The sequence below is a fragment of the Frigoribacterium sp. NBH87 genome, assembly GCF_014217665.1.
Lineage (GTDB): Bacteria > Actinomycetota > Actinomycetes > Actinomycetales > Microbacteriaceae > Frigoribacterium > Frigoribacterium endophyticum.
In genome coordinates, this window is record NZ_CP043650.1 from 1817928 (window position 1) to 1837156 (window position 19229).

At 69.1% G+C, this 19229-nt stretch carries 22 protein-coding genes; 10 read left to right on the forward strand and 12 right to left on the reverse strand.

Going from position 1 to position 19229, the window contains the following annotated elements:
- Window positions 1-20: 20 nt before the first annotated feature.
- On the reverse strand, window positions 21-263 hold the full coding sequence (locus F1C15_RS08410; RefSeq protein ID WP_185230595.1) for a hypothetical protein: 243 nt from the start codon (window positions 261-263) through the stop codon (window positions 21-23).
- A 149-nt stretch (window positions 264-412) separates the two neighbouring features.
- Here F1C15_RS08410 and F1C15_RS08415 point away from each other — a divergent pair, with 149 nt between their 5' ends.
- The 4 genes from F1C15_RS08415 (at window position 413) to F1C15_RS08430 (ending at window position 2638) form a co-directional block, all read left to right on the forward strand.
- A complete protein-coding gene (locus F1C15_RS08415) occupies window positions 413-838 on the forward strand; it encodes an ADP-ribosylation/crystallin J1 (protein WP_255465098.1) in 426 nt (141 codons plus the stop codon).
- Between the two features lie 109 nt (window positions 839-947).
- Window positions 948-1469, forward strand: a complete 522-nt coding sequence (locus F1C15_RS08420) for a hypothetical protein (RefSeq protein ID WP_185230597.1) — start codon at window positions 948-950, stop codon at window positions 1467-1469.
- A 92-nt stretch (window positions 1470-1561) separates the two neighbouring features.
- Complete coding sequence (locus F1C15_RS08425; protein WP_185230598.1) at window positions 1562-1891, forward strand: hypothetical protein; 330 nt, start codon at window positions 1562-1564, stop codon at window positions 1889-1891.
- A gap of 93 nt (window positions 1892-1984) precedes the next feature.
- A complete protein-coding gene (locus F1C15_RS08430) occupies window positions 1985-2638 on the forward strand; it encodes a DUF2625 family protein (protein ID WP_185230599.1) in 654 nt (217 codons plus the stop codon).
- A 199-nt stretch (window positions 2639-2837) separates the two neighbouring features.
- Here the strand turns inward: F1C15_RS08430 and F1C15_RS08435 are convergent, their stop codons facing one another.
- The gene (locus F1C15_RS08435) at window positions 2838-3239 is read right to left on the reverse strand and encodes a MerR family transcriptional regulator (RefSeq protein WP_185230600.1); all 402 of its coding nucleotides are present in this window, start codon (window positions 3237-3239) and stop codon (window positions 2838-2840) included.
- Between the two features lie 95 nt (window positions 3240-3334).
- Between F1C15_RS08435 and F1C15_RS08440 the strand changes: the two genes are divergently transcribed.
- The 4 genes from F1C15_RS08440 to F1C15_RS08455 are packed head-to-tail and all read left to right on the forward strand — an operon-like array spanning window position 3335 to window position 6107.
- Window positions 3335-4330: an arsenic resistance protein gene (locus tag F1C15_RS08440; protein WP_185230601.1), complete on the forward strand. Its 996-nt coding sequence runs from the start codon at window positions 3335-3337 to the stop codon at window positions 4328-4330.
- A 39-nt stretch (window positions 4331-4369) separates the two neighbouring features.
- Entirely contained in the window at window positions 4370-4723 is a 354-nt protein-coding gene (locus tag F1C15_RS08445; protein WP_185230602.1) for a helix-turn-helix transcriptional regulator, read from the forward strand.
- Complete coding sequence (locus F1C15_RS08450; RefSeq protein ID WP_185230603.1) at window positions 4720-5400, forward strand: cation transporter; 681 nt, start codon at window positions 4720-4722, stop codon at window positions 5398-5400. Before F1C15_RS08445 ends, F1C15_RS08450 begins: the two co-directional genes overlap by 4 nt.
- Before the next feature lie 56 nt (window positions 5401-5456).
- On the forward strand, window positions 5457-6107 hold the full coding sequence (locus F1C15_RS08455; protein ID WP_185230604.1) for a thioredoxin domain-containing protein: 651 nt from the start codon (window positions 5457-5459) through the stop codon (window positions 6105-6107).
- 226 nt (window positions 6108-6333) lie between these two features.
- On the opposite strand, the gene F1C15_RS16340 is transcribed toward F1C15_RS08455, so the two are convergent.
- The 3 genes from F1C15_RS16340 to F1C15_RS08470 form a co-directional block, all read right to left on the reverse strand.
- Window positions 6334-6489 carry a helix-turn-helix domain-containing protein gene (locus tag F1C15_RS16340; RefSeq protein ID WP_370543629.1) on the reverse strand — a complete coding sequence of 52 codons (156 nt, stop codon included), beginning with the start codon at window positions 6487-6489 and terminating at the stop codon, window positions 6334-6336.
- A gap of 84 nt (window positions 6490-6573) precedes the next feature.
- Window positions 6574-7854 carry an MFS transporter gene (locus F1C15_RS08465; RefSeq protein WP_185230607.1) on the reverse strand — a complete coding sequence of 427 codons (1281 nt, stop codon included), beginning with the start codon at window positions 7852-7854 and terminating at the stop codon, window positions 6574-6576.
- A gap of 87 nt (window positions 7855-7941) precedes the next feature.
- Window positions 7942-8958, reverse strand: coding sequence for a LacI family DNA-binding transcriptional regulator (locus F1C15_RS08470; protein ID WP_185230609.1), 1017 nt, complete (start codon window positions 8956-8958; stop codon window positions 7942-7944).
- Between the two features lie 398 nt (window positions 8959-9356).
- Here F1C15_RS08470 and F1C15_RS08475 point away from each other — a divergent pair, with 398 nt between their 5' ends.
- Both F1C15_RS08475 and F1C15_RS08480 read left to right on the forward strand, forming a co-directional pair.
- Window positions 9357-9989, forward strand: a complete 633-nt coding sequence (locus F1C15_RS08475) for an adenylate/guanylate cyclase domain-containing protein (RefSeq protein ID WP_185230611.1) — start codon at window positions 9357-9359, stop codon at window positions 9987-9989.
- Window positions 9990-10070: 81 nt separating this feature from the next.
- Entirely contained in the window at window positions 10071-10592 is a 522-nt protein-coding gene (locus F1C15_RS08480; protein WP_185230613.1) for a hypothetical protein, read from the forward strand.
- Window positions 10593-11091: 499 nt separating this feature from the next.
- Here the strand turns inward: F1C15_RS08480 and F1C15_RS08485 are convergent, their stop codons facing one another.
- From F1C15_RS08485 to F1C15_RS08515, 7 genes are all read right to left on the reverse strand, one after another.
- Window positions 11092-11694, reverse strand: a complete 603-nt coding sequence (locus tag F1C15_RS08485; RefSeq protein ID WP_370543584.1) for a recombinase family protein — start codon at window positions 11692-11694, stop codon at window positions 11092-11094.
- A 230-nt stretch (window positions 11695-11924) separates the two neighbouring features.
- Window positions 11925-13169, reverse strand: coding sequence for an alcohol dehydrogenase catalytic domain-containing protein (locus tag F1C15_RS08490; protein WP_255465101.1), 1245 nt, complete (start codon window positions 13167-13169; stop codon window positions 11925-11927).
- Complete coding sequence (locus F1C15_RS08495) at window positions 13166-13957, reverse strand: HAD family hydrolase (RefSeq protein ID WP_185230615.1); 792 nt, start codon at window positions 13955-13957, stop codon at window positions 13166-13168. Before F1C15_RS08495 ends, F1C15_RS08490 begins: the two co-directional genes overlap by 4 nt.
- Window positions 13954-15357, reverse strand: coding sequence for a TIGR03364 family FAD-dependent oxidoreductase (locus tag F1C15_RS08500; protein ID WP_185230617.1), 1404 nt, complete (start codon window positions 15355-15357; stop codon window positions 13954-13956). The genes F1C15_RS08495 and F1C15_RS08500 overlap by 4 nt, the downstream gene beginning before the upstream one ends.
- A complete protein-coding gene (gene phnE, locus F1C15_RS08505) occupies window positions 15354-17192 on the reverse strand; it encodes a phosphonate ABC transporter, permease protein PhnE (RefSeq protein ID WP_185230619.1) in 1839 nt (612 codons plus the stop codon). The genes F1C15_RS08500 and phnE overlap by 4 nt, the downstream gene beginning before the upstream one ends.
- Window positions 17189-18085, reverse strand: a complete 897-nt coding sequence (phnC, locus tag F1C15_RS08510; protein WP_185230620.1) for a phosphonate ABC transporter ATP-binding protein — start codon at window positions 18083-18085, stop codon at window positions 17189-17191. The genes phnE and phnC overlap by 4 nt, the downstream gene beginning before the upstream one ends.
- A gap of 137 nt (window positions 18086-18222) precedes the next feature.
- Window positions 18223-19152, reverse strand: coding sequence for a phosphate/phosphite/phosphonate ABC transporter substrate-binding protein (locus F1C15_RS08515; protein ID WP_185230621.1), 930 nt, complete (start codon window positions 19150-19152; stop codon window positions 18223-18225).
- Between the last annotated feature and the right edge of the window lie 77 nt (window positions 19153-19229).

A 19229-nucleotide genomic window follows, 5' to 3' on the forward strand; every position in this document is an offset into this window, starting at 1 on the left:
GGGGCGTTGCTCGTCGAGACCTAGAGACCGCGTCTGCGCTGCCAGCGATTGATGAAGAACACGGCCACCCCGAGGACAGCAAGACCCGAACCAACGTAGATGAGCAGGGGATCGCCACCACCCGCGAGCCCCGCGACGGCACGTACGGCCAGGAACACCCCGACGATGACAGCGACGATGGGCAGGACGTCTCGCAGCGGGTTGAACTTCAGCTTCTGGAATCGCTTCGGGACTCGCCTGTTCCCGGCGCCATCGTCAGTCATGCCGCCAGCGTCTCAGACCTCGGGGAAGAATGACCGGTGCCCGCTGGTCGAGCGGCTACCGGACGCCGCGGAGGGACCTGGTCGACACTCGCCCACGTCGACGGATGGGAAAGATAGGAAATGAGCGGTCCACCCAGCATCCTGGTCCCATGACCACAACACCGGACGCTGACAGCAGCGTCGCGCTCTGGCGGCCCACCGGCCCGGAGGAGCTCGAGCTCGTAGAGGCGAGTGGCTGGTCAGCGTGGCCGCCGAGACTGCCAGACCAGCCGATCTTCTACCCGGTGCTCAACGAGGACTACGCCGTGCGCATCGCCCGCGACTGGAACGTGAAGGCGTCGGGCGTTGGCCATGTCACCCGGTTCTCGGTGCGGCTGAGCTTCCTCGAGCGCTTCGATGTCCAACAGGTGGGTGGTCGGAGCATCCTGGAGTACTGGATCCCAGCGGAACGCCTCGACGAACTCAACGCCAATCTCGTGGGGCCCATCACGCTCGTCAGCACGTTCCGTCGCGACGACGCCAGCGGCGAGATCACGGAGTTCCGCGAGGAGCGGCCCGCCCCTAGTGCACCGTGAGGCAGGGGCCAGTAGTCGATCTCCTACTGAGACTACTGATCACAGCCTTCTGCACCGAGGTGCCGTCGGGCGCGCCACAACCCCGCACGCAGCAGTGAGAAGGTGATGCATGAGCTCTGAGGAAGAGGCCTTCGCCCCGGACCCCTCGGAACAGACACGAGCCATGCAGGAACTCCTGCCGTACCTGCACGACCTCGTCGGCGGTACCGCAGAGATCACGACCGAGGACTACTGGTCATCCGAGCGCGACGGCAGCGTGGACTACGACGAGCCGCCGTCCATCCGCTCCGCCTACATCAGGCCCCACAACGCAGCAGCCCTGCCCATGGACGTCACGTGCGAACAATGGATCGTCATCGAGCTGGGCCGGATCGGCGGTCGATGGGAACTGGGCTACGACAGCGGCGACCTGGGCCGCGCCAAGGCACTCCTCGGTGCTGCTGTCGCCGGCCGCGTCACCGAGACCACGGCTCTGGGGAGGTCCAAGGTCGACGTGACGTTGACGGACGGGACTCTCGTCACCGAGACCGGGTACGACGGCTGCCTGACTATCCTCATCCCGCTTCCCGGCTGGACGACGTGGGGACGCACGACGCAGTACGAGCCGTACCGCACGAAGGCGGCTGACTAGCGAAAACCCGTGTCAAGCTCCCCTGTCGGGCATGAACGGGCTTTCGAGCGGGAGGCTTGCTCAAGGACAGCGCGCACGACAGAGTTGCCGTCGTGAGCGACATCATCTTGGAGATCCATGTTCCCCTCTCGGCGTCACCGCAGGACGATCAGGAGGACCTGTCGTGGATCGACACCGTGGACGATCATCTCGCGAGCCTGGCCGGCCCCGCCGAAGCACTCGACGACAGCGAGGAATGGCACACAGAAGAAGGCCAGCCCGAGTACCTCTTCTTCCTCAGCAATGCGTCGGAGCAGGACCTGATCTCAGTGGCGCGTGATGTCTCGCACCTTCCCGGGGTCCCTTCGGGGGTCTACGTCACGCTGAACACACCTGACGGCGACATGGGCGAGGGCCGGCGCCTCGACCTCGCTACTTCCTAGCCAGGCAGCCCCGGAGCCGCTAGCCGAGCCCCCATCGGACAGGCGCTTGCTCTTCGTTCGCAGCTAGACACGACTGTGGGCCAGAATCAACGCATGGTCGACGCTCAACGTGACGCATGGTCAGAGTTGACGGAACTCATCGCAGTCTCGTCTCTGAATGTCGTGGTGTGCCCACCACACGAAGACTCATCCACCGCGGCGACGCTGGGACTCGGCACGGGTTCGTACCTCGGCGCGGTCGCGCGCAACACCTCCGGCGTCATCATGGACGACGGGTGGCTGCGCCTCCTCGGTGGTAGCTCCACCCCCGAAGGCCTGCCTGGTCTCGACCAGGCCAGTTCTGGCACCACCGGGTTGCTCGTCATCGCGTACGACGTACTGGGCGGCGTCTTCGCCCTGGACGGGGGTGCCCTCGGCACAGGCGACGGCTCCGTCCACCATTTCTCGGTCGACTCCCTGTGTTGGGAGGACCTCGAGCTGGGCCACGCCGCCTTCGTGACCAGGATGCTCGCTGGTGCGACCGCGAGCTTCTACGAATCCCTCCGGTGGCCGGGGTGGCAGGACGACATCGCCACTCTGCAGCCGAGGCAGGGTTTGTCGCTCTACCCCTATCCGTTCACGGCAGAGGGCAAGGACGTCGGCAGCGCCAGCAAGCGGGCCGTGCCCATGGCGGAGTTACTCGCCATGCACAACGACGTAGCAATCCAGCTCGGAATTGATGACGGCCCGCCTGCTCCGTGGTCCTGAGTGGTCCGTACCGTTCCGGAGGCCGATGGGCTATCGAGACAGCAACGGCCTGAACTGGTCGAGGGATGCTGCCGGGCGCGTTGCGCTAGCTACTTCCCCCTGCGTAGCTGACGAACATGCTCGCGCGTGTGAGCAGACGAATTCGACCCAAGGCCTGAGGTGGCCAGTAAACGATCCTTCTCCGGGCGCAGGCAGCCACCTAGGCGCTGCGACGGAAGACGCACTCGGTCGAACACCGCTCAGACCCGTCAGGACACTCGGCCAGATCGTGCTCGGCACGACCAAGGCGCGACCGGAGCCGGTCGAGCCGGGCCTGCTTCTCCTCGATCTGACGCACCTGCTCTGCCAAGAGCGGCCGCAAGGCCTCCCGGACATCGGTGCAGGACGTCGACTCCATGGCGCTGAGGTGCGCGCCGACCTGATCAAGAGGTAACCCGAGTTCCTTGCTGGCTTCAATCAGGTCGAGCCGGCTGAGAACGTCCGGGGTGTAGTCCCGGTACCCGTTCGAGGTCCTGGCAGGGGTCAGGAGCCCGATGGACTCGTAGTACCGGAGCGCCGTGGCGGAGACGCCGCTGCGTTTACTGACCTCGGAGATTCGCACACCGCGACCCTAGAGCCGCCGCTGCCGCTTGACCTTCAAGCGGCTTGAACCTCTACGGTCGCTGACGTGCCCTTCTCCTCCACACCGGTCCAGCCGTGAACGCGGTCGTCTCCTGGCTCGAACACCGGCAGATCGGCCTCTACCTGGTCGCTATCCTGGCTGCCGGCCTGGTCGGCCTCACCGTGCCAGGGGCACATCACCTAGAGGGAGCGATCGAGCCTGTGCTCGCGCTGCTGCTGTTCGCGACGTTCCTCGGGGTGCCGTTCGCGGCGATCGGGAGGTCCCTCCGAGACGGGCGGTTCCTCGCCGCGGTCGGGGTGCTGAACTTCATCGTCGTCCCCCTCGTCGCGTACGGGCTGTCCCGGTTCGTCGCGGACGAGCCGGCACTGCTGTTCGGGGTGCTGCTGGTGCTGTTGACCCCGTGCATCGACTACGTCATCGTGTTCGCCGGCCTTGCCGGCGGCGCGTCAGAACGGCTCCTCGCTGCGGCACCGCTGCTGATGCTGGCGCAGATCCTTCTCCTGCCGCTGTACCTGCTGCTGTTCATCGGCCCCGAGGGCGTCGCCGTGGTCGAGGTCGGCGCCCGGGCGTTCCTGCTCCTGATCGTCGTCCCGCTCACCGCGGCCGCGCTCGTGCAGGCACTCGCCCGGCGACAGCGAACCGGTGTCGTCATCGAGCGGACGATGCTGGGCCTGATGGTGCCGCTGATGATGGCGACCCTGTTCACCGTCGTAGCCTCACAAGCCGGAGCTGTCGGAGACTCCCTGGGGCAGCTGCTCGTGCTGGTGCCGATCTATGCCGCGTTCCTCGTCGCCATGGCAGCGCTCGGCATCGGCGCCGGCCGCATCTTCCGACTCGACGTGCCCGCAACCCGTGCCCTGGTGTTCAGCGGTGCGACCAGGAATTCGCTCGTGGTCTTGCCGCTCGCGCTGGCCCTGCCGGCGTCGCTGTCTCTCGCTCCGGTCGTCGTCGTCACCCAGACCCTCGTCGAGCTCATCGGCATGGTGATCTTCGTCCGTCTCATTCCTCGTTTTGCCCCGAGCCCAAATGGGCGAATCGAAGCGGCGACAGCGAGGCCAGCGTCTCATTAGCCAGTCGCGTCGCGTCAGCGACGACTGTATAGTCAGCGCATGCTGACTCTTTCGTCGCGCGTCGACGTCATGAACCGCCTCGGGCGCGCCATGGCCGATCCCACCCGATCGCGCATCCTGCTCCACCTTCTCGACCAGCCCGACTACCCCGGAACCCTGGCTGAGCAGCTCGAACTCACGCGGTCCAACGTGTCGAACCACCTCTCGTGCCTCCGCGGTTGCGGCATCGTCGTCGCAGTCCCCGAGGGCCGGTCGACCCGCTACGAGATTGCTGACGCCCACCTGACTAAGGCGCTCACCGCTCTCGTCGACGTCGTGCTCGCAGTCGACGACGGAGAGCCCTGCACCGACGACAGCTGCGACGTCCCCTTCTGCTGCGGAACCGGCGCATGACCACGACCACGCTCCCCGCCCTACTCGCGCCGGCCCGCCGGGTGCTCCTGCAACGTCGCATCCGGATCATCGTCGCCGTCACGATCACCTACAACGTGATCGAGGCGATCGTCGCGATCGCCGCCGGCACCGTCGCGTCCTCGACCGCCCTGATCGGGTTCGGCCTCGACTCGATCGTGGAGGTCCTGTCGGCAGCCGCGATCGCATGGCAGTTCGCCGCCCCCGACCCGGAGAAGCGGGAACGGGTGGCGCTGCGCGTCATCGCCGTGTCGTTCTTCGGCCTGGCCGCCTACGTGTCCGTCGACGCGGTGCTCGCCCTCACTGGCATCCGCGAGCCCGACCACTCCCCCGTGGGCATCGTTCTCGCCGCAGTGAGCCTCGCGATCATGCCGTTCCTCAGTCTGGCCGAGCGTCGCACCGGCACCGAGCTGGGCTCCGCGTCAGCCGTGGCCGACTCCAAGCAGACGCTGATCTGCTCGTACCTGTCCGCGGCCGTCCTCATCGGCCTGGTCCTCAATCTCGCCTTTGGGTGGACGTGGGCCGACCCTGTGGCGGGCCTCGTGATCGTCGTGTTCGCAGTCCGGGAAGGACTCGAGGCGTGGCGCGGCGACGTGTGCAAGACGCCCGTATCGGCCCTGACGGGCGAGCGCCAGGTCGAGGCCTGCGACTGCTGCTGACCTGCTCTAACCACCCCTGACGGCACGACAAGCGTGCCGCGACCGCCAGGAGAACCATGAAGCGCACCACCAAGATCAACCTCGCCCTGATCGGCGGCCTCGTGGTCGCAGCGACGGTCGCGGCCGTCGTCCTGGTCAGACCGGCAGCCCCACAAGCGGAGCCGGCTGAGGTGACCGTCGTCGCGGAGAACAGCCACCGTCTCGACACCGCCCCGGACGGGTCGGTGGTGTTCACCGAATTCCTCGACTTCGAGTGCGAGGTCTGCGCTGCGGTCCACCCGGTCGTCGAGGAGCTGCGCGACATCCACGCGGGAGAGGTCACTTTCGTCACGCGGTACTTCCCGCTGCCGGGGCACAAGAACTCGATGAACGCCGCGATCGCCGTCGAGGCTGCGGCCGAGCAGGGGCAGTTCGAGGCGATGTACCAGCGCATGTTCGAGACCCAGGCCGAGTGGGGCGAGCAGCAGGAGTCGAAGGCAGGCGTTTTCCGCGGCTACGCCGAGGACCTGGGCCTCGACATGGACCAGTACGACCACGCCGTTGGTGACCCGTCGACGGAGGCGCGGGTGCAGCAGGACTTCGACGCCGGCATGGCACTTGGGGTGGAGGCGACGCCGACAATCTTCCTCGGTGACGAGCCGATCGAGCTGTCGACCCCGGACGAGTTGCGCGCCGCGGTGGCGTCCGCCGTAGAGGCTGAAAGGTGATGCGCGCTGTCCGATAGACGATCGGTCACCGACCAACGGCCAAGGCTAGCCACTCCCCCGCAGTTATAGGGCGTTGGCCGTCTCGATAGGTCAGTCCGAAACTGATCTCGATGAACTTTCGTCTACCGGGCAGTTGAGAACAATTGCTTTTGACGGCCCCGCTTGGCTGTCCCTCATTCCGTCGCCGTTACGTCATCAGGGCAACAGGACAAAGGCTCCCCCTGCCCTATGTCACCGCATTCAGGTGCTCGACACCGAGATCGAGTTCTTCCAGGAGCCTGATCACGACGAAGACGCTCGGCCCGGTGCCCTCGCCTCTCTCGATGCGCCGAAGGGTAGCTGTCGCGATCTCACTCCGCCGGGCGAGGTCTTCCTGACGCATGCCCCTGTCGACTCGAGCTGTTCGGATCAGGTTCCCCAGACGCGCCGCAGGACGTGGGTCGGTGAACAGTGCGCTCGGCACGGGTCACTCCCGGTCAGGCCTGCGCGAGGCAGGGACAGTGGTCACCGGCTGGGGCTTGCTCCGGGTGGCGAACGAGCCCGCGGCGAGGAACGCCACGGCGAGGAGCGCCGCAACCAGCCAGAACGAGCTCAGCAGGCCGACGGCCTCCGAGAGGCCACCGATGACGGGCGGCCCGGCCAGGTTGGCGAGGTAACCGATCGAGGCCACGGCACTGACTCTCGCCGCGGCGTTCGGACCACTGTCTGCCGCCGCGGACATGCCCAGGGGGAACCCCATCGAGACGCCCACAGCCCAGAGGACCACTCCGAGCAACACCAGCCACAGCGGCCCACCGAGGACGAAGACGACGACGCCCACGACGCCGATGCCCGTGGTCAGACGGATGGTCGCGACACGGCCGATCCGGTCGACGACAGGCCCACCAGCGATCCGCGCCAATGTCTCGGAGATGGCGAAGACGGTGAAGAACAGCGCGGCGACCGTCTCGGTCTGTCCGTGACCGTCGCTGGCCGACAGCGACAACCAGCTGTTCGCTGTCCCTTCGCCGAGCTCCGCACCGAGCATGACGATGCCGATCAGCAGGAGGCGCGGGTCGAGGAGGCGCCGGACCGAGAGCCTCAGACGCTCCCACCATGGTGTGACTTCGCCGGACGTAGACGCCGCAGCCTCCTCCGGGGCCGGGAGCTGCAGCCATCGGAGGGCTCCGAGCCCCACGAGGGCGATCAGGGCAGCCTCCCCGATGAACTGCCAGACGAAGTCGACCCCCAAGGCCGCCGCGCCGGCACCGATCCCGGATCCGACCACGGCACCGGCTGACCACGCCGCGTGGAGGAGAGGCATCAACGTCTTGCCGGCGGCCTTCTCCACCGCGGCCCCTTGGACGTTGATCATCACGTCGAAGCTGCCCACGCCGAGTCCGATGACGAGGAAGGCGACGACCGTGGCCGGGACGGAGCTGGCGAGCCCGGCTCCTGCTCCGAGGATCGTGATGCCGACGGCGATCAGGACGACGGCACCCCCGATCGCCCCGCGATGCCCGAATCGCGCCAGCGAGTACGAGGCCAGTGCGACGCCGGTGATCGATCCGATCGTGACGCCAGCCAGGGCGAGGCCGACGATGCCGTCGCCGATGCCCAAGGCGTCGCGGATGCTGAGCAGTCGCGGCCCCCAGGTGGACAGCGCGATGCCCCCGAGGGCGAAGAGCACCATGACGGCATTGCGCCACGAGGAGACCCCTGCAGGATGGGAAGTGAGCTTGGTTGTCGTCTGACCGTGAACGTTCACGGCAGAACCGTAACAGCATCGTGTCGACGGCGTCCAGTCGCCGATCGAGAGCACCGACCGAGTGCGCCGACGGCGCGACTGAGGTCGCTACGCCGACCGACGGAGGGTGAGCGTCAGCGGCACCCGGGCGACCTCGGGAGCATCTCCTCCACCGCCGGCACCGAGAGCTCGGTCGAGGAGCTCGACGGCCGCTCGTGCGATCTCGGCCTTGTCGATGCTCAGCGTGCTCAGCTCCGGCGTCACCGCTCTCCCCATCGTGAGGCCGTCGATCCCCATCACGGCGATGTCGTCGGGAACGGCCTTCCCGGCTCCGGCCAAGGCCTTCAACACACCGATGGCCATGATGTCGTTGTAGACGAGGACGGCGTCGGTCTCAGGCCGTTCCTGCAGCAGACGTCGCGCTGCACGTGTTCCTCCGTCGATGGACTCCTCGTCAGCGATGTCCTCGATCTCGGGTCCCGCCGTGCCTGTGCCGGCGAAATGAGAACGGAAGAGGTCTCGTCGGTCACCGGGCCCCTCCGTCGAGCCGATGAACGCGATGCTCGCGCGCCCGAGTCCCTCGAGGTGGTGGAGAGCTGTCGTGATGGCGGGTGCGATGTCGAGGACCACCCGGGCGTCGAGACGCGGATGAGATGGCCCGTCGAGCATGATGACGGGCATGCGGACTCCGGTGCCCTCGAGGACCTCGCTGGGCAGGAGTGACATCGTGTCGCTGCGGCAACCCGTCAGGAACACCGCGTCGACGCCTTGGATCATGGAGGCGACCTGCGCGCGCCCACGAACCGGGTCAGACCCGACGTCACAGAGCAGCAGACTCCACCCCCGTTCAGCAGCCTCCCGGGACAACGCTGAGGCCAATTCGGCGAAATACGGGTTGCCGAGGTCGTCGAGGATGAGACCGACGGTCGTCCGTCGCCCCTGCACGAGGCTCTGGGCGGCACGGTTCGGGCGGTAGTTGAGGGTGCGGGCGGCATCGAGCACGCGCTGCTTCGTCGCCGGGCTGATGTCCGCCAAGTCGTTCAACGCCCGGGTCACTGTCTGCCGCGACACCTTCGCGAGCTCAGCCACGTCGATGATCGTGGCGCGGGGCGACGGTGACGGCATGGACCGAGGTTAGTGGCCCATCGCAGCAGATCACTGGTCACCGAGACTAAGCGACCAGGACCGACAGCCTGACCCGGTCAAGCGTCTCGATAGCTGATCGGCTATCGGGCATCTGCTTGTCGTGACGCTGGCGGTCAAACTGAGTGACGCCGCAGCTCGGCAAGAAAAAGTAGAGCACCACCCGGCAACACCCCGGTGTCGGTGGCTTGCCATACATTTGACGCAAACGATGAGGGGGACTCATGGCGTCGCGAACCGCAGAACAATTCAGCGAGTCAGTCCTCACGCGCGGCTTCACGGGGTCAGTCCAGCTATCAAAGGCTCTCGAGGAATCGTTTGGCGAGTCCGGGCATCCGCAGTTCATGCATCTCGCGGTAGGCCAGCGAGCCTCATGCAACATGGTCTCTGTCTTCTTGGATTTGACTGACTTCACTGGTCGAACCTTCTGGGATGACGCGGACGATGCCGCTTCGCTCGCGCATTCGGTCCTAACCGCCTTTTCCGACGTAGTGCAAAAGCTAGGCGGACACGTTCTTGGCCTACGAGGCGACGGCCTTTATGCAGGATTTGGACCGACAGGAAATGGCCGTGACGTCATCGCGGCAGCCGCGGCACTGACAGCATGTGCGGCTTCCCTGGATGCCATCAGAAACTCCTTGAATCCACGCCTCCGCGCCCGAAGCGTGGCTCCGCTGCAAGCCCGCGCGGGTTTGGACTACGGCAGAACCACCTTTGTTAGGTCAGGTACCGCTTCTGGCAGCGAAGTGAACGTGATCGGGTTCGCCCCCAACTTCGCCGCGAAGTGTGAAAAGCGAGCGCTTTCGTGGGAAGTGGTCGCGGGCGAAGGGCTTCAGGAATTGATGACTGGAGGAGATCTCTTTTCCGAGCACCCCAAGTCTCCCAAGACTTACCAGAGAGATGGAGAACGTCGAACCTATAGATATTTTGACGTCCACTGGGCCGGTCTCGTCCCCTTCATCGATTCAACCATTGACGAGATCGATGGCCGCCCCCTTGGAACCCTTAAATAGAAGGAAGACCTCATGACCATTGCGGATGTACTCCGAGCAAACGGAACTAACGTTCCAAGGACCGTCTCACCAAAAGGACTCGTGCAGTTCGAGACCGACTCCACTCAAGCCCCGGGAATGCCTCTCAAGTCGCACACTTTTCACGGTGGGGACGATGCGATAGACGGCGAAGTAGACGAAGCGCGCTGGTGGGAAACCGAAGGAGCCCTGGATCGGGAACGTGAAACCATGGCGATGTGGTTCCCCACGTTTATTGAAGCGGCAGGGGATCATGACTCGCCACCTGCATGGGGAGGAGTCATCGACACCGGCAAGCGGAAGTTCAGCGTCCTGTTCATGCATCGCTGGGATCGCGGTCTGCCCCTAGTCATTCCCATTACCCCGGAATCCCTGAGCCGCAACTTCGGCTATCGAGACCGGAAAGATCCCCCACACCTTTACACGAGTGGAAACCTGTGCGTAGCCGCACAGGAGGATTGGGACCCCGAGACTGACACCATGGCCACCGTCGTTGCTTGGGCGGCGCACTGGCTCGCTAACTACATGGAGTGGACGTTCACTCGTAAGTGGCCGACCGAGGGGTACGCAAGCCTTGCCGCGTGATCGGAAGACCTCAGATGACGGTGCCGAGTGGGAACACGCAAAACTCGCCATCCAAGAATTCGGGGGCTGGATTCGAAATGCCGACGCGAAAATCACAATTTTGGCTGGCGCGCTGGGAGTAAGCCTGACTTTTACGTTACCCCGCGTAGTCGTAGCCGTTGGGAACGCGGCCACAAGCGCCTGTGGCTGCGCCTTCCTTCTCTTTCTTGCCCTGGGCATCGCTGGGTGCTTTTGCGCGGCCCTTAGCGGGTACAACCTGTATCGAGCGCTATCGCCAAACTCAAAGCCTCGAGCAGGAACCGCGATCAGCCTCAATCGTTTTTCGTGGCCAAGTATGGCCGCCGAAATCACGGCTCCGAGACCGACTCAAGTTGGAGCTCTCAACGAGGCCTGGGAACAGGCGCACACCCTGGCGACAATCGCTAGCGCCAAGTACAGCCGTTTCCGCCACGCCTTGCACCTCTTCGTTGCTTACCTCGTGCTCTTCGGCTGCGTTGGGCTAGCTAGCCAAGCTGTACCTCTGAGTTCCGCCCTCCTCTAGGTTGCCCGCCTCGCTGGATGGCCCGGTACACAGTCGCGTGGGCGAAGCCAAACAGCCCCGCGATCTAGCCGGCCGTGTGCTCCCCGCGACGGTGCAGCTGCACCGAGTGCTTCTCTTGCCAGGAAGCGCGCTTGGTCTTAGGGCCACGGATCTAGCCAGCGGCCTTCGCGATCGCCATAACTTCACGGGGCGTGCACGGATCAGGTCCTCAAACTCATCAACCATCCCGAGGACGTTGAAGAACAACCGGCCCGCGGGATCGGTCGGGTCGTAGACCGCTCCCCCAAGGCCCAACTCCACGCCCTTCTTCGTGAGCTCACCGGCGATGTCGATCGCCTCACGAAGTGAACGGGCGATGCGGTCGAGCTTCGTGACGACTAAGACGTCGCCGGGACGGCACGCAGTGAGCGCTTCTCGGAGGCCGGGCCATGCTCGGGTCGTACCCGACAAGCCTCGCTCAACATGTACGTGTTGATGGTCAATGCCAAGTGTCGCAAGACCGTCACGTAGTGCTGCGAGATCCTGTCCGGATGTCGAGACGCGGGCGTATCCGATGAGCATCCGACGACTGTAGCGTTTAAGCCCCCTCACCGGGCTTTTTTAAGGGACAGGCATACGCGAATCGGCAGGCCAGACGCCACTTGGCCTTAAGCGAGCCAGAGGAGCCCGAGCAGGTGCCCCGATGAACGACCGCCCGTCGGGCAGCCATGGCGATGACGACCCAACATTGAGTCTTCGTTCGGGCGGCACGGAGTGTCCCGGTAGTTCGGACACCACCTCGAAAAGGCGAGTCACCGCACAGACAGCGCCGGCCGCACCCCCACGCGCACCGCACCCGCCGACGCCGCCCGGTCGATCCCGGCGTCGAGGTCCGCGAGCGCGACCTCGTCGCCCACGAGCTCGGCGAGCGGCCAGGCGCCGTGCCGCCGCTCCACGAAGCGGGCCGCCTCGACGAGGTGCCGCGGCGCGTAGTTGTGCACGCCCCGGACGGTGACCAGCCGACGGACGGCGCTCTCGGCGTCGAGCGCGACGGCCGGAGCCGGGAAGACGCTGCCGACGAGGACGGCCACGCCTCCCACGCCGAGCCTCGTCAGCGCCGAGGCGACGGCCGAGGGGGCACCGGAGGCCTCCACGGCCACGAGGGGGGCGCCTCCGGCGACCTCGAGGGCACGGTCGACGCTCTCCGCCGCACCGGGCGCGGCCACGGGGTCGGCCGTGGCGACGGCTCCGAAGCGGGCGGCGAGGGCACGGCGAGCGGGGTCGGGGTCGACCACGACGACGCGGGCTCCGGCGTCGGTCGCCAGCGCCGCGACGGTCAGCCCGATCAGGCCGGCGCCGAGCACGAGCACCACCACGGGGGCACCCGCACCGGCACCTGCACCTGCACCTGCACCGGCACCGGCGTCGACACCGCCGCCCAGCGGCACGATCGCCGACGCCGCGTCGAGCGCCGCCACCGCGGTCGCCGTGCCGCACGAGACCGGCGCGAGCAGCGCCGCGTCGAGGTCGTCGGCGACCGGCACGACCGCCGTGCCGGCCCGCACGTGCACGTGGGTCGCGAAGCCGCCGCTGAGCTCCCACCCGGTCTCGAGCCGCTCGTGCCCGTACTTGCGCACCCGCTCGCACTTCTGCGGCAGGCCCCGCCCGCAGGTCGCGCACACGCCGCAGCTCACCGTCAGCGACCAGACGACCCGCTGGCCGACGACGACCGACGTGCCGTCGACCGCGACGGCCCCCTCGCCGACCGCGACCACGCGGCCGACCTGCTCGTGGCCGAGCACGAGCGGCGTCGGCGCCCCGCGGTCACCGCGCGTGGTGTGCACGTCGGAGCCGCAGATCGTCGCCAGCTCGACCTCGACCAGCAGGTCGCCGGGCGCGAGCCGCACGCTCGGCACGGCGACGGCGTCGTGCGGGCGGCCGGGCTCCGTCCAGACCATCGCGGTGGGCGCGGGGTCGAGGCGCAGCTCGACGAGGTCCCCCACCGACACGGTGCCGGCGGCGGCACCGACGACCAGCGGGGCGTCGACAGTCGTCACGCGACCGGCACGGCGACCGCGGCGGGCGCGGCGACCGGCGCAGCCGCCGGCACCGCGACTCCGGCGAACTGCGGCAGCCACGCCAGCTCGCGCACCGAGTCGAGCACCACGTCGGCGCCAGACGCGAACAGCTGCTCACGGGTGTGCGCCCCGGTCGTCACGCCGACGACGAGGCCGGCCCCGGCGGCCCGGCCCGAGAGCACGTCGCTCGTCGTGTCTCCGACGACCGCGACGGCCGCCACCGACGAGGCTCCCGTGCGCAGCAGCGCCGTGAGCACGAGGTCGGGCGCGGGGCGGCCGCGACCGGCGTCGACCGGTGAGAGGGCCGCGTCGACCGTCCAGCCGAGCGCGTCGAGCAGGCGGTCGCGCGTCGCGGGCGAGAACCCGGTCGTCAGCACGACCGACCGGCCGGAGGCGCGGAGCGCGTCGACGAGGTCGCCCGCGCCCGCGATCGGCTCGACCCCGAGCTCGTCGACCAGCTCGCCGTAGGCCACCTCGAACTGCTCGTTCGCCCGCTGCGCGAGCGGCTCGTCGCCGCCCGTCAGGTGCCGGAACACCTCGATCTTCGACTGCCCCATCGTGTCGCGCACGTGCTGCAGCGCCTCGTCGCGCGTCAGCGTCGGGCCCAGGTCGACCCGGTCGGCGACCCGCGCGAAGGCCTGCTCGACGACGCCGTCGTCGACGACGGTCGTGCCGGCCATGTCGAGCACGACGAGCTCGATGGCGGGGGCGGCGGGAGCCGCGGCGGCAGCGGGGGCAGCGGTGGAGGGGGCGGGGAGGGTGCTCATGAGGCGGTGCTTCCTGTGAGGAGGGGGAGGTCGCGGCCGGAGGGAGCCGCGGCCCGCGACGTGGTGGCGGTGGGAGAAGAAGAAGAGGAGGCACCGGCCGACGACCCGCCCAGCGCCGCATCGCGCCCGCCGTCGAGGTGCGCCCCGACGACGTGCTCGGCGAGCCCGGGCCCGGTGGTCATGCCGATGCCGGTCGCGACGACCGTGACGAGCACGCCCGGCTCGACCTCGTCGACGACGAACTCGTCGCGGCCCGAGGCGTAGACGCCCTGCCACCGCTCGGTGACGACCGGCTCCGCGCCGAACAGCACTCGGAACTCGTCGAGGAAGGCCGTCGCGGCCCGCTCGCTCTGGAACGGCGCGATCGCCGCCCCCTTCTGGTGGCTGTCGCCGACGATGACCGTGCCGTCGGGCAGCTGGGTGTACATCTGGTTGAGGTCGAGCGCGGCGAGGTCGGGGCGCTCGGCGTGCAGCCGGGCCCGCACGGCGTCGGCGGCGGTCGTGCCCGCGAACGCGCTGTAGCGGATCAGCGACCACCCCGTCAGCAGCGGCGCCACGAGCGGCCGCGCGAGGTCGGCCCGCACGCGCAGCATGTCGAGCCCGCAGCGCTCCAGCGCCGAGCGCTCGGCGAGGTCCGGCAGCAGCTGGTCGAGGTCGTGGTTGGTCGCGACGACCACCGTGCCCGCCTCGATCGGGCCGCGGCTCGTCTCGACGCGCCCCGAGGCGACCGAGCCGACGGAGGTGCGGGTCAGGAAGCGCACGCCTCGCGACTCGAGGTGCCTGCGGATCGCGTCCGCCGCCTCCCGCGGGTCGACCTGGAGGTCGTACGGCAGGAGGGCACCGCCGAGCGTCGTGCCGGGAGCGACCGGGGCGAGCGCCGCGAGCGCGGCCTCGTCGAGGGGCTCGATCTCGGGCCGGTCGCCGAGCACCCGCGCGGTGCGGGCGGCGGCCAGCTCGTCGAGCAGGGCGAGCTCGTCGGCGTGCCGGGCGGCGACCAGGGTGCCGCGCTGCGAGACCCAGAAGCCAGCGTCTCGGGCGAGCCGCAGCCAGAGCTCGCGGGCGGTGACCGCGTGCCGACGGGCCTCGCCGCTCTGCGGGGTGAGGCAGAGGTGGCCGAAGTTGCGCACCGTCGAGCCGCCGATCGCGGCCGAGCGGTCGACGACGAGCACCGAGAGTCCGCGGTCGACGGCGGCGAGCGCCGCCCCGAGGCCGACGATGCCGGAGCCGACGACGACCACGTCGTGCCGGTCGGCGGCGGGGCGGCGGGCGGGGGCGGAGTCGGGTGCGGGGGCGAGGGCGGGTGCGGTCGCGGTGGTCGCTGCGCCGGAGGCGCTGACCGGCCCGACCGTGCCGGCGACGGGCCAGCGGGACGGCTCGCTCGTGGGCGTGACCCCGCTCATCGGAAGACCCGCCGCATCCAGATCGCGAGCCCCTCGACGGCGAGCACCGTGACGAGGATCATCAGCACGATCGCCGTCACCGTCGCGTAGTTCGAGCCCTGGCTGGCGTTCAGCAGGTAGTAGCCGACGCCTCCCGCCCCGACGATGCCGAGCAGCGTCGCGGCGCGCAGGTTCGTGTCGAGCATGTAGAAGGTGTGGCCGATCAGCGCGCGGGTGCCCTGCGGCAGCGTCGCCGAGGCGTACACCTGGCCGCGCGAGGCGCCGGTCGCGGTGAGCGCGCGCTCGGGGCCCGGGTCGACCTCCTCGAACGAGTCGGCGATCAGCTTGCCGAGCAGCCCGACGCCGCCGAGGGCGAGCGCGAGCGTGCCGGCCTGGGTGCCGAGGCCGGTGACGACGATCAGCACGATGGCGAGGATCACCTCGGGCACTCCGCGGATGCCGACGAGCAGCAGGCGCATCCCGCCCCGCAGGCCGGGGCTCGGCGCGACGTTGCGGGCGGCGAGCGAGCCGATCAGCAGCGAGCCGCCGACGGTGAGCAGGGTCGCGGCGAGCGCGATCGAGATCGTCTCGCCCATCGCGGCGAGCATCGTCGACGCCTCGTAGCTGCCGAACGACGGCGGCCAGAACTGCACGGCGACGGCGGGCACGCCGCTCCACACGGTGAGCAGGTCCGACCAGGCGATGTCGCAGACGAGCACGCTGGCGACGACGACCGCGACGGCGGCCCAGCCCCACGAGACGCCCCGCACGCGGGCCCTGTCCCACGGGCGGCGCAGCGCGGCCTCGACGGCGGCGGAGGTCGTGCCGGAGGCGCGGGTCAGGTCGGTCGAGACAGCGGCCGCCGCGGGGGCGGAGACCGGGCCAGCACCGGAGGCGCGGGTCGAGCCGGCAGCGGAGCCCGCAGTCTCGGGGGCGGCGGCCTCCTGCCGGCCGGCCCCGCGCCTCCTCGTGACCCCGCGCACCACGCGGTCGCCGAGGCCCCGCCCGGTCGGTGCGACGCCGAGCATGGCGGCGCGCACCGAGCTCGAGACGACCTCCATGACGACGCAGAGCACGAAGATGACGAGGGCGTAGCCGAGGCCGAGCCCGTACTGCAGCGACTTGAACGCGAACGACATCTGCATGCCGAGGCCGACCACGCCGACGTAGCCGAGGATCACGCTGCCGCGCAGGTTGATGTCGTTGCGGTGCAGCACGGTCGCCACCCACGACGGCAGCACCTGGGGCAGCACGCCCGCGGTGAACTGCTGCAGGCGGGTGCCGCCGGCGGCGCGGACGGCGGTGCGCGGGCCCTCGTCGATCTGCTCGATCGCGTCGGCGAAGAGCTTCGAGATCATGCCGACCGAGTGCAGCCCGATGGCCAGGATGCCCGGCAGCGTGCCGAGCGTGAAGAGCAGCACGAAGACCATGGCGAGCACCACGTCGGGCACCGCGCGGGCGAGCACCGTGACGAACCGGGCCGCCGCACGCCAGACCGGCCCGGGCGTCGTGTTCGAGGCGGCGAGCACGGCGACCGGCACCGAGAGCACCGCGGCGAGCAGCGTGCCGCAGATCACGAGGCCGAGGGTGAGGGCGGTGAGCTGCAGCAGCTCGCCGAGGGGCGGGAACTCGATCGCGCCGACGCGGCCGAGGAAGCGCTGCGCGTTCGACCAGCTCTGCACCATGCGGGCCGGGTCGATGTCGACGCTGCGCAGCGCGAGCACGCTCGCGACGAGCAGGGCCAGGAGCGTGAGGCCCGCGGCGACGCGCTCGGGCGAGGTGCGGCGCCGGGGAGGCGCGGTGACGGGAGCCAGCGGAGCCCCGGTCGTGCGAGGGCGCTCGACGACGGCGCTCATCGGACGGCGTCCCCGCGGAGGGTCGCGGTGCCGGGCGCGGTGCCGGTCGCGCTGCCGGTCGCGCCGCCGGCCCCGCCGCCGACCGTGCTCAGCTCGAGCTCGATCGCCTCGAACTGGTCGGTGCTCGTGGCGACGCGGCCGTAGATCTCCATCACCTGCGCCTTCGAGAGGCCCTCGGTCGCGGTGTCGAGCACGACCTGGCCGTGGCGCAGGCCGACGATGCGGTCGGCCCACGAGAGGGCGAGGTCGACCTGGTGCAGGCTGCAGATGACGGTCAGGCCCTCGTCGGCGGCGATCTCGCGGATCAGCGCCATCACCTGGTCGCTCGACTCCGGGTCGAGCGAGGCGACGGGCTCGTCGGCGAGCAGCACCTGGGGGCGCTGCATGAGGGCGCGGGCGATGGCGACGCGCTGCTGCTGGCCGCCCGAGAGGGTGTCGGCGCGCTGGTAGGCGCGGTCGAGCAGGCCGACGCGCTCGAGGCGGGCGAGCGCCTCGACCTTCGCGGCGCGGCCGTACGACCAGAGGCCGAGGCGGGGGCCGCGCACGGCAGCGAGCGAGCCGGTCAGCACGTTCTCGAGCACGGTCAGCGACGGCACGAGCTCGAACTGCTGGAAGATGAACCCGACCTCGCTGCGCAGCTCGCGGAGCGCCCGGCCGGTGAGGCGCGTGACCTCCCGGCCCAGCACGCGGACGGTGCCCGACGTGGGCCGCTCCAGCCCGTCGACGTGGCGCAGCAGCGTCGACTTGCCCGAGCCCGAGAGCCCGAGCAGCACGACGACCTCGCCGCGGGCGACGGTGAGCGACGCGTCGTCGAGCGCGACGGTGGAGCCGAAGTGCTTGGTGATGCCCTCGAGGGCGACGACGGTCGCGGCGGGGTCGGCGTGCGGGGTCATGGGTCTCTCCGGGGGCTCAGTGGGGCGTGCGCGGCGGGGCGGGCGGGTGCGGGAGGCGCGGGGTGCGGGAGGGGGGCGCCTGCGGGAGGCGCGGTGGCGGTGGCGACCGTCACCGCGCCTCCCTCAGGCGGAGGCCGTCAGGCCTGGCACTGCGTGGCGTTCGTCTTCTCGCAGATGTCGCGGATCTCGTCGTAGTACGCGTCGTCGACCGGGGTCGTCTCGTAGAACACGCTGCGGAAGCCCTCGCTGTCGGCACTGTCGATGCCCGCGGCGACCATGTCGTCGGCGGTGACGTTCGACAGGATGTCCTTCAGCTGCGCCTTGACGTCGTCGGGCAGCGAGTTCGACTCGACGATCGGGGCGCCGGGCACCATCTGCTGGTCGATGACCTCGACGGCGTCGCTCTTGGCGACCTCGCTGTCCTCCGCGAAGCCGGCGTCGCACTCGGTGCCCTCGCCGGTCTTCTGCACGCTGACGTCGTGCTTGCCGGCGAACACCGGCGTGATGTCCTTCTCCGGGTCGATGCCGGCCTGCAGCAGGGCGTAGCTGGGGAAGAGGTAGCCCGAGGTCGACGAGGGGTCGACGAAGCAGATCTTCTTGCCCGCCATGTCGGCGATGCTCGCGATGTCGCTGCCCTTCGGCACGATGGCCTGCGAGTAGTAGCCGGGCTCCTGGCCCTCGGCGGTGGTGATCGACGAGATCGGGGTGAGCTCGGCGCCGTTGTTCGTGGCGGTGACGTAGGTGAAGCCCGAGAACGAGGCGACGTCGATCTGGCCGGCGATGCTCGCCTCGATCAGCGCGGCGTAGTCGGTCGACTCGTGGTACTCGACGGTCTTGCCGGTCTCCTGGGCGATGTAGTCCATCAGCGGCTGGTAGTTGGTCTCGGTGTCGACCGAGTCGGGCACGACGCCGAAGACGAGCGTGCTGTCGTCGACCGCGTAGCCGCCGGCGGCGCCGTCGTCCGAGCCGGTGGACGAGGAGGCGGGGCTGGAGCAGGCGGAGAGCGTGGCGGCGAGCAGCACGGCGCCGAGCAGGGCAGTCGCGGCGCGGGGACGGCGGAGGGGCATGACGGCCTTTCGGGGTGGGAGCGGGACGTCACGATGGTGACACGAGGTCGACCGACGTAGGAACCTACCTCCTGCCT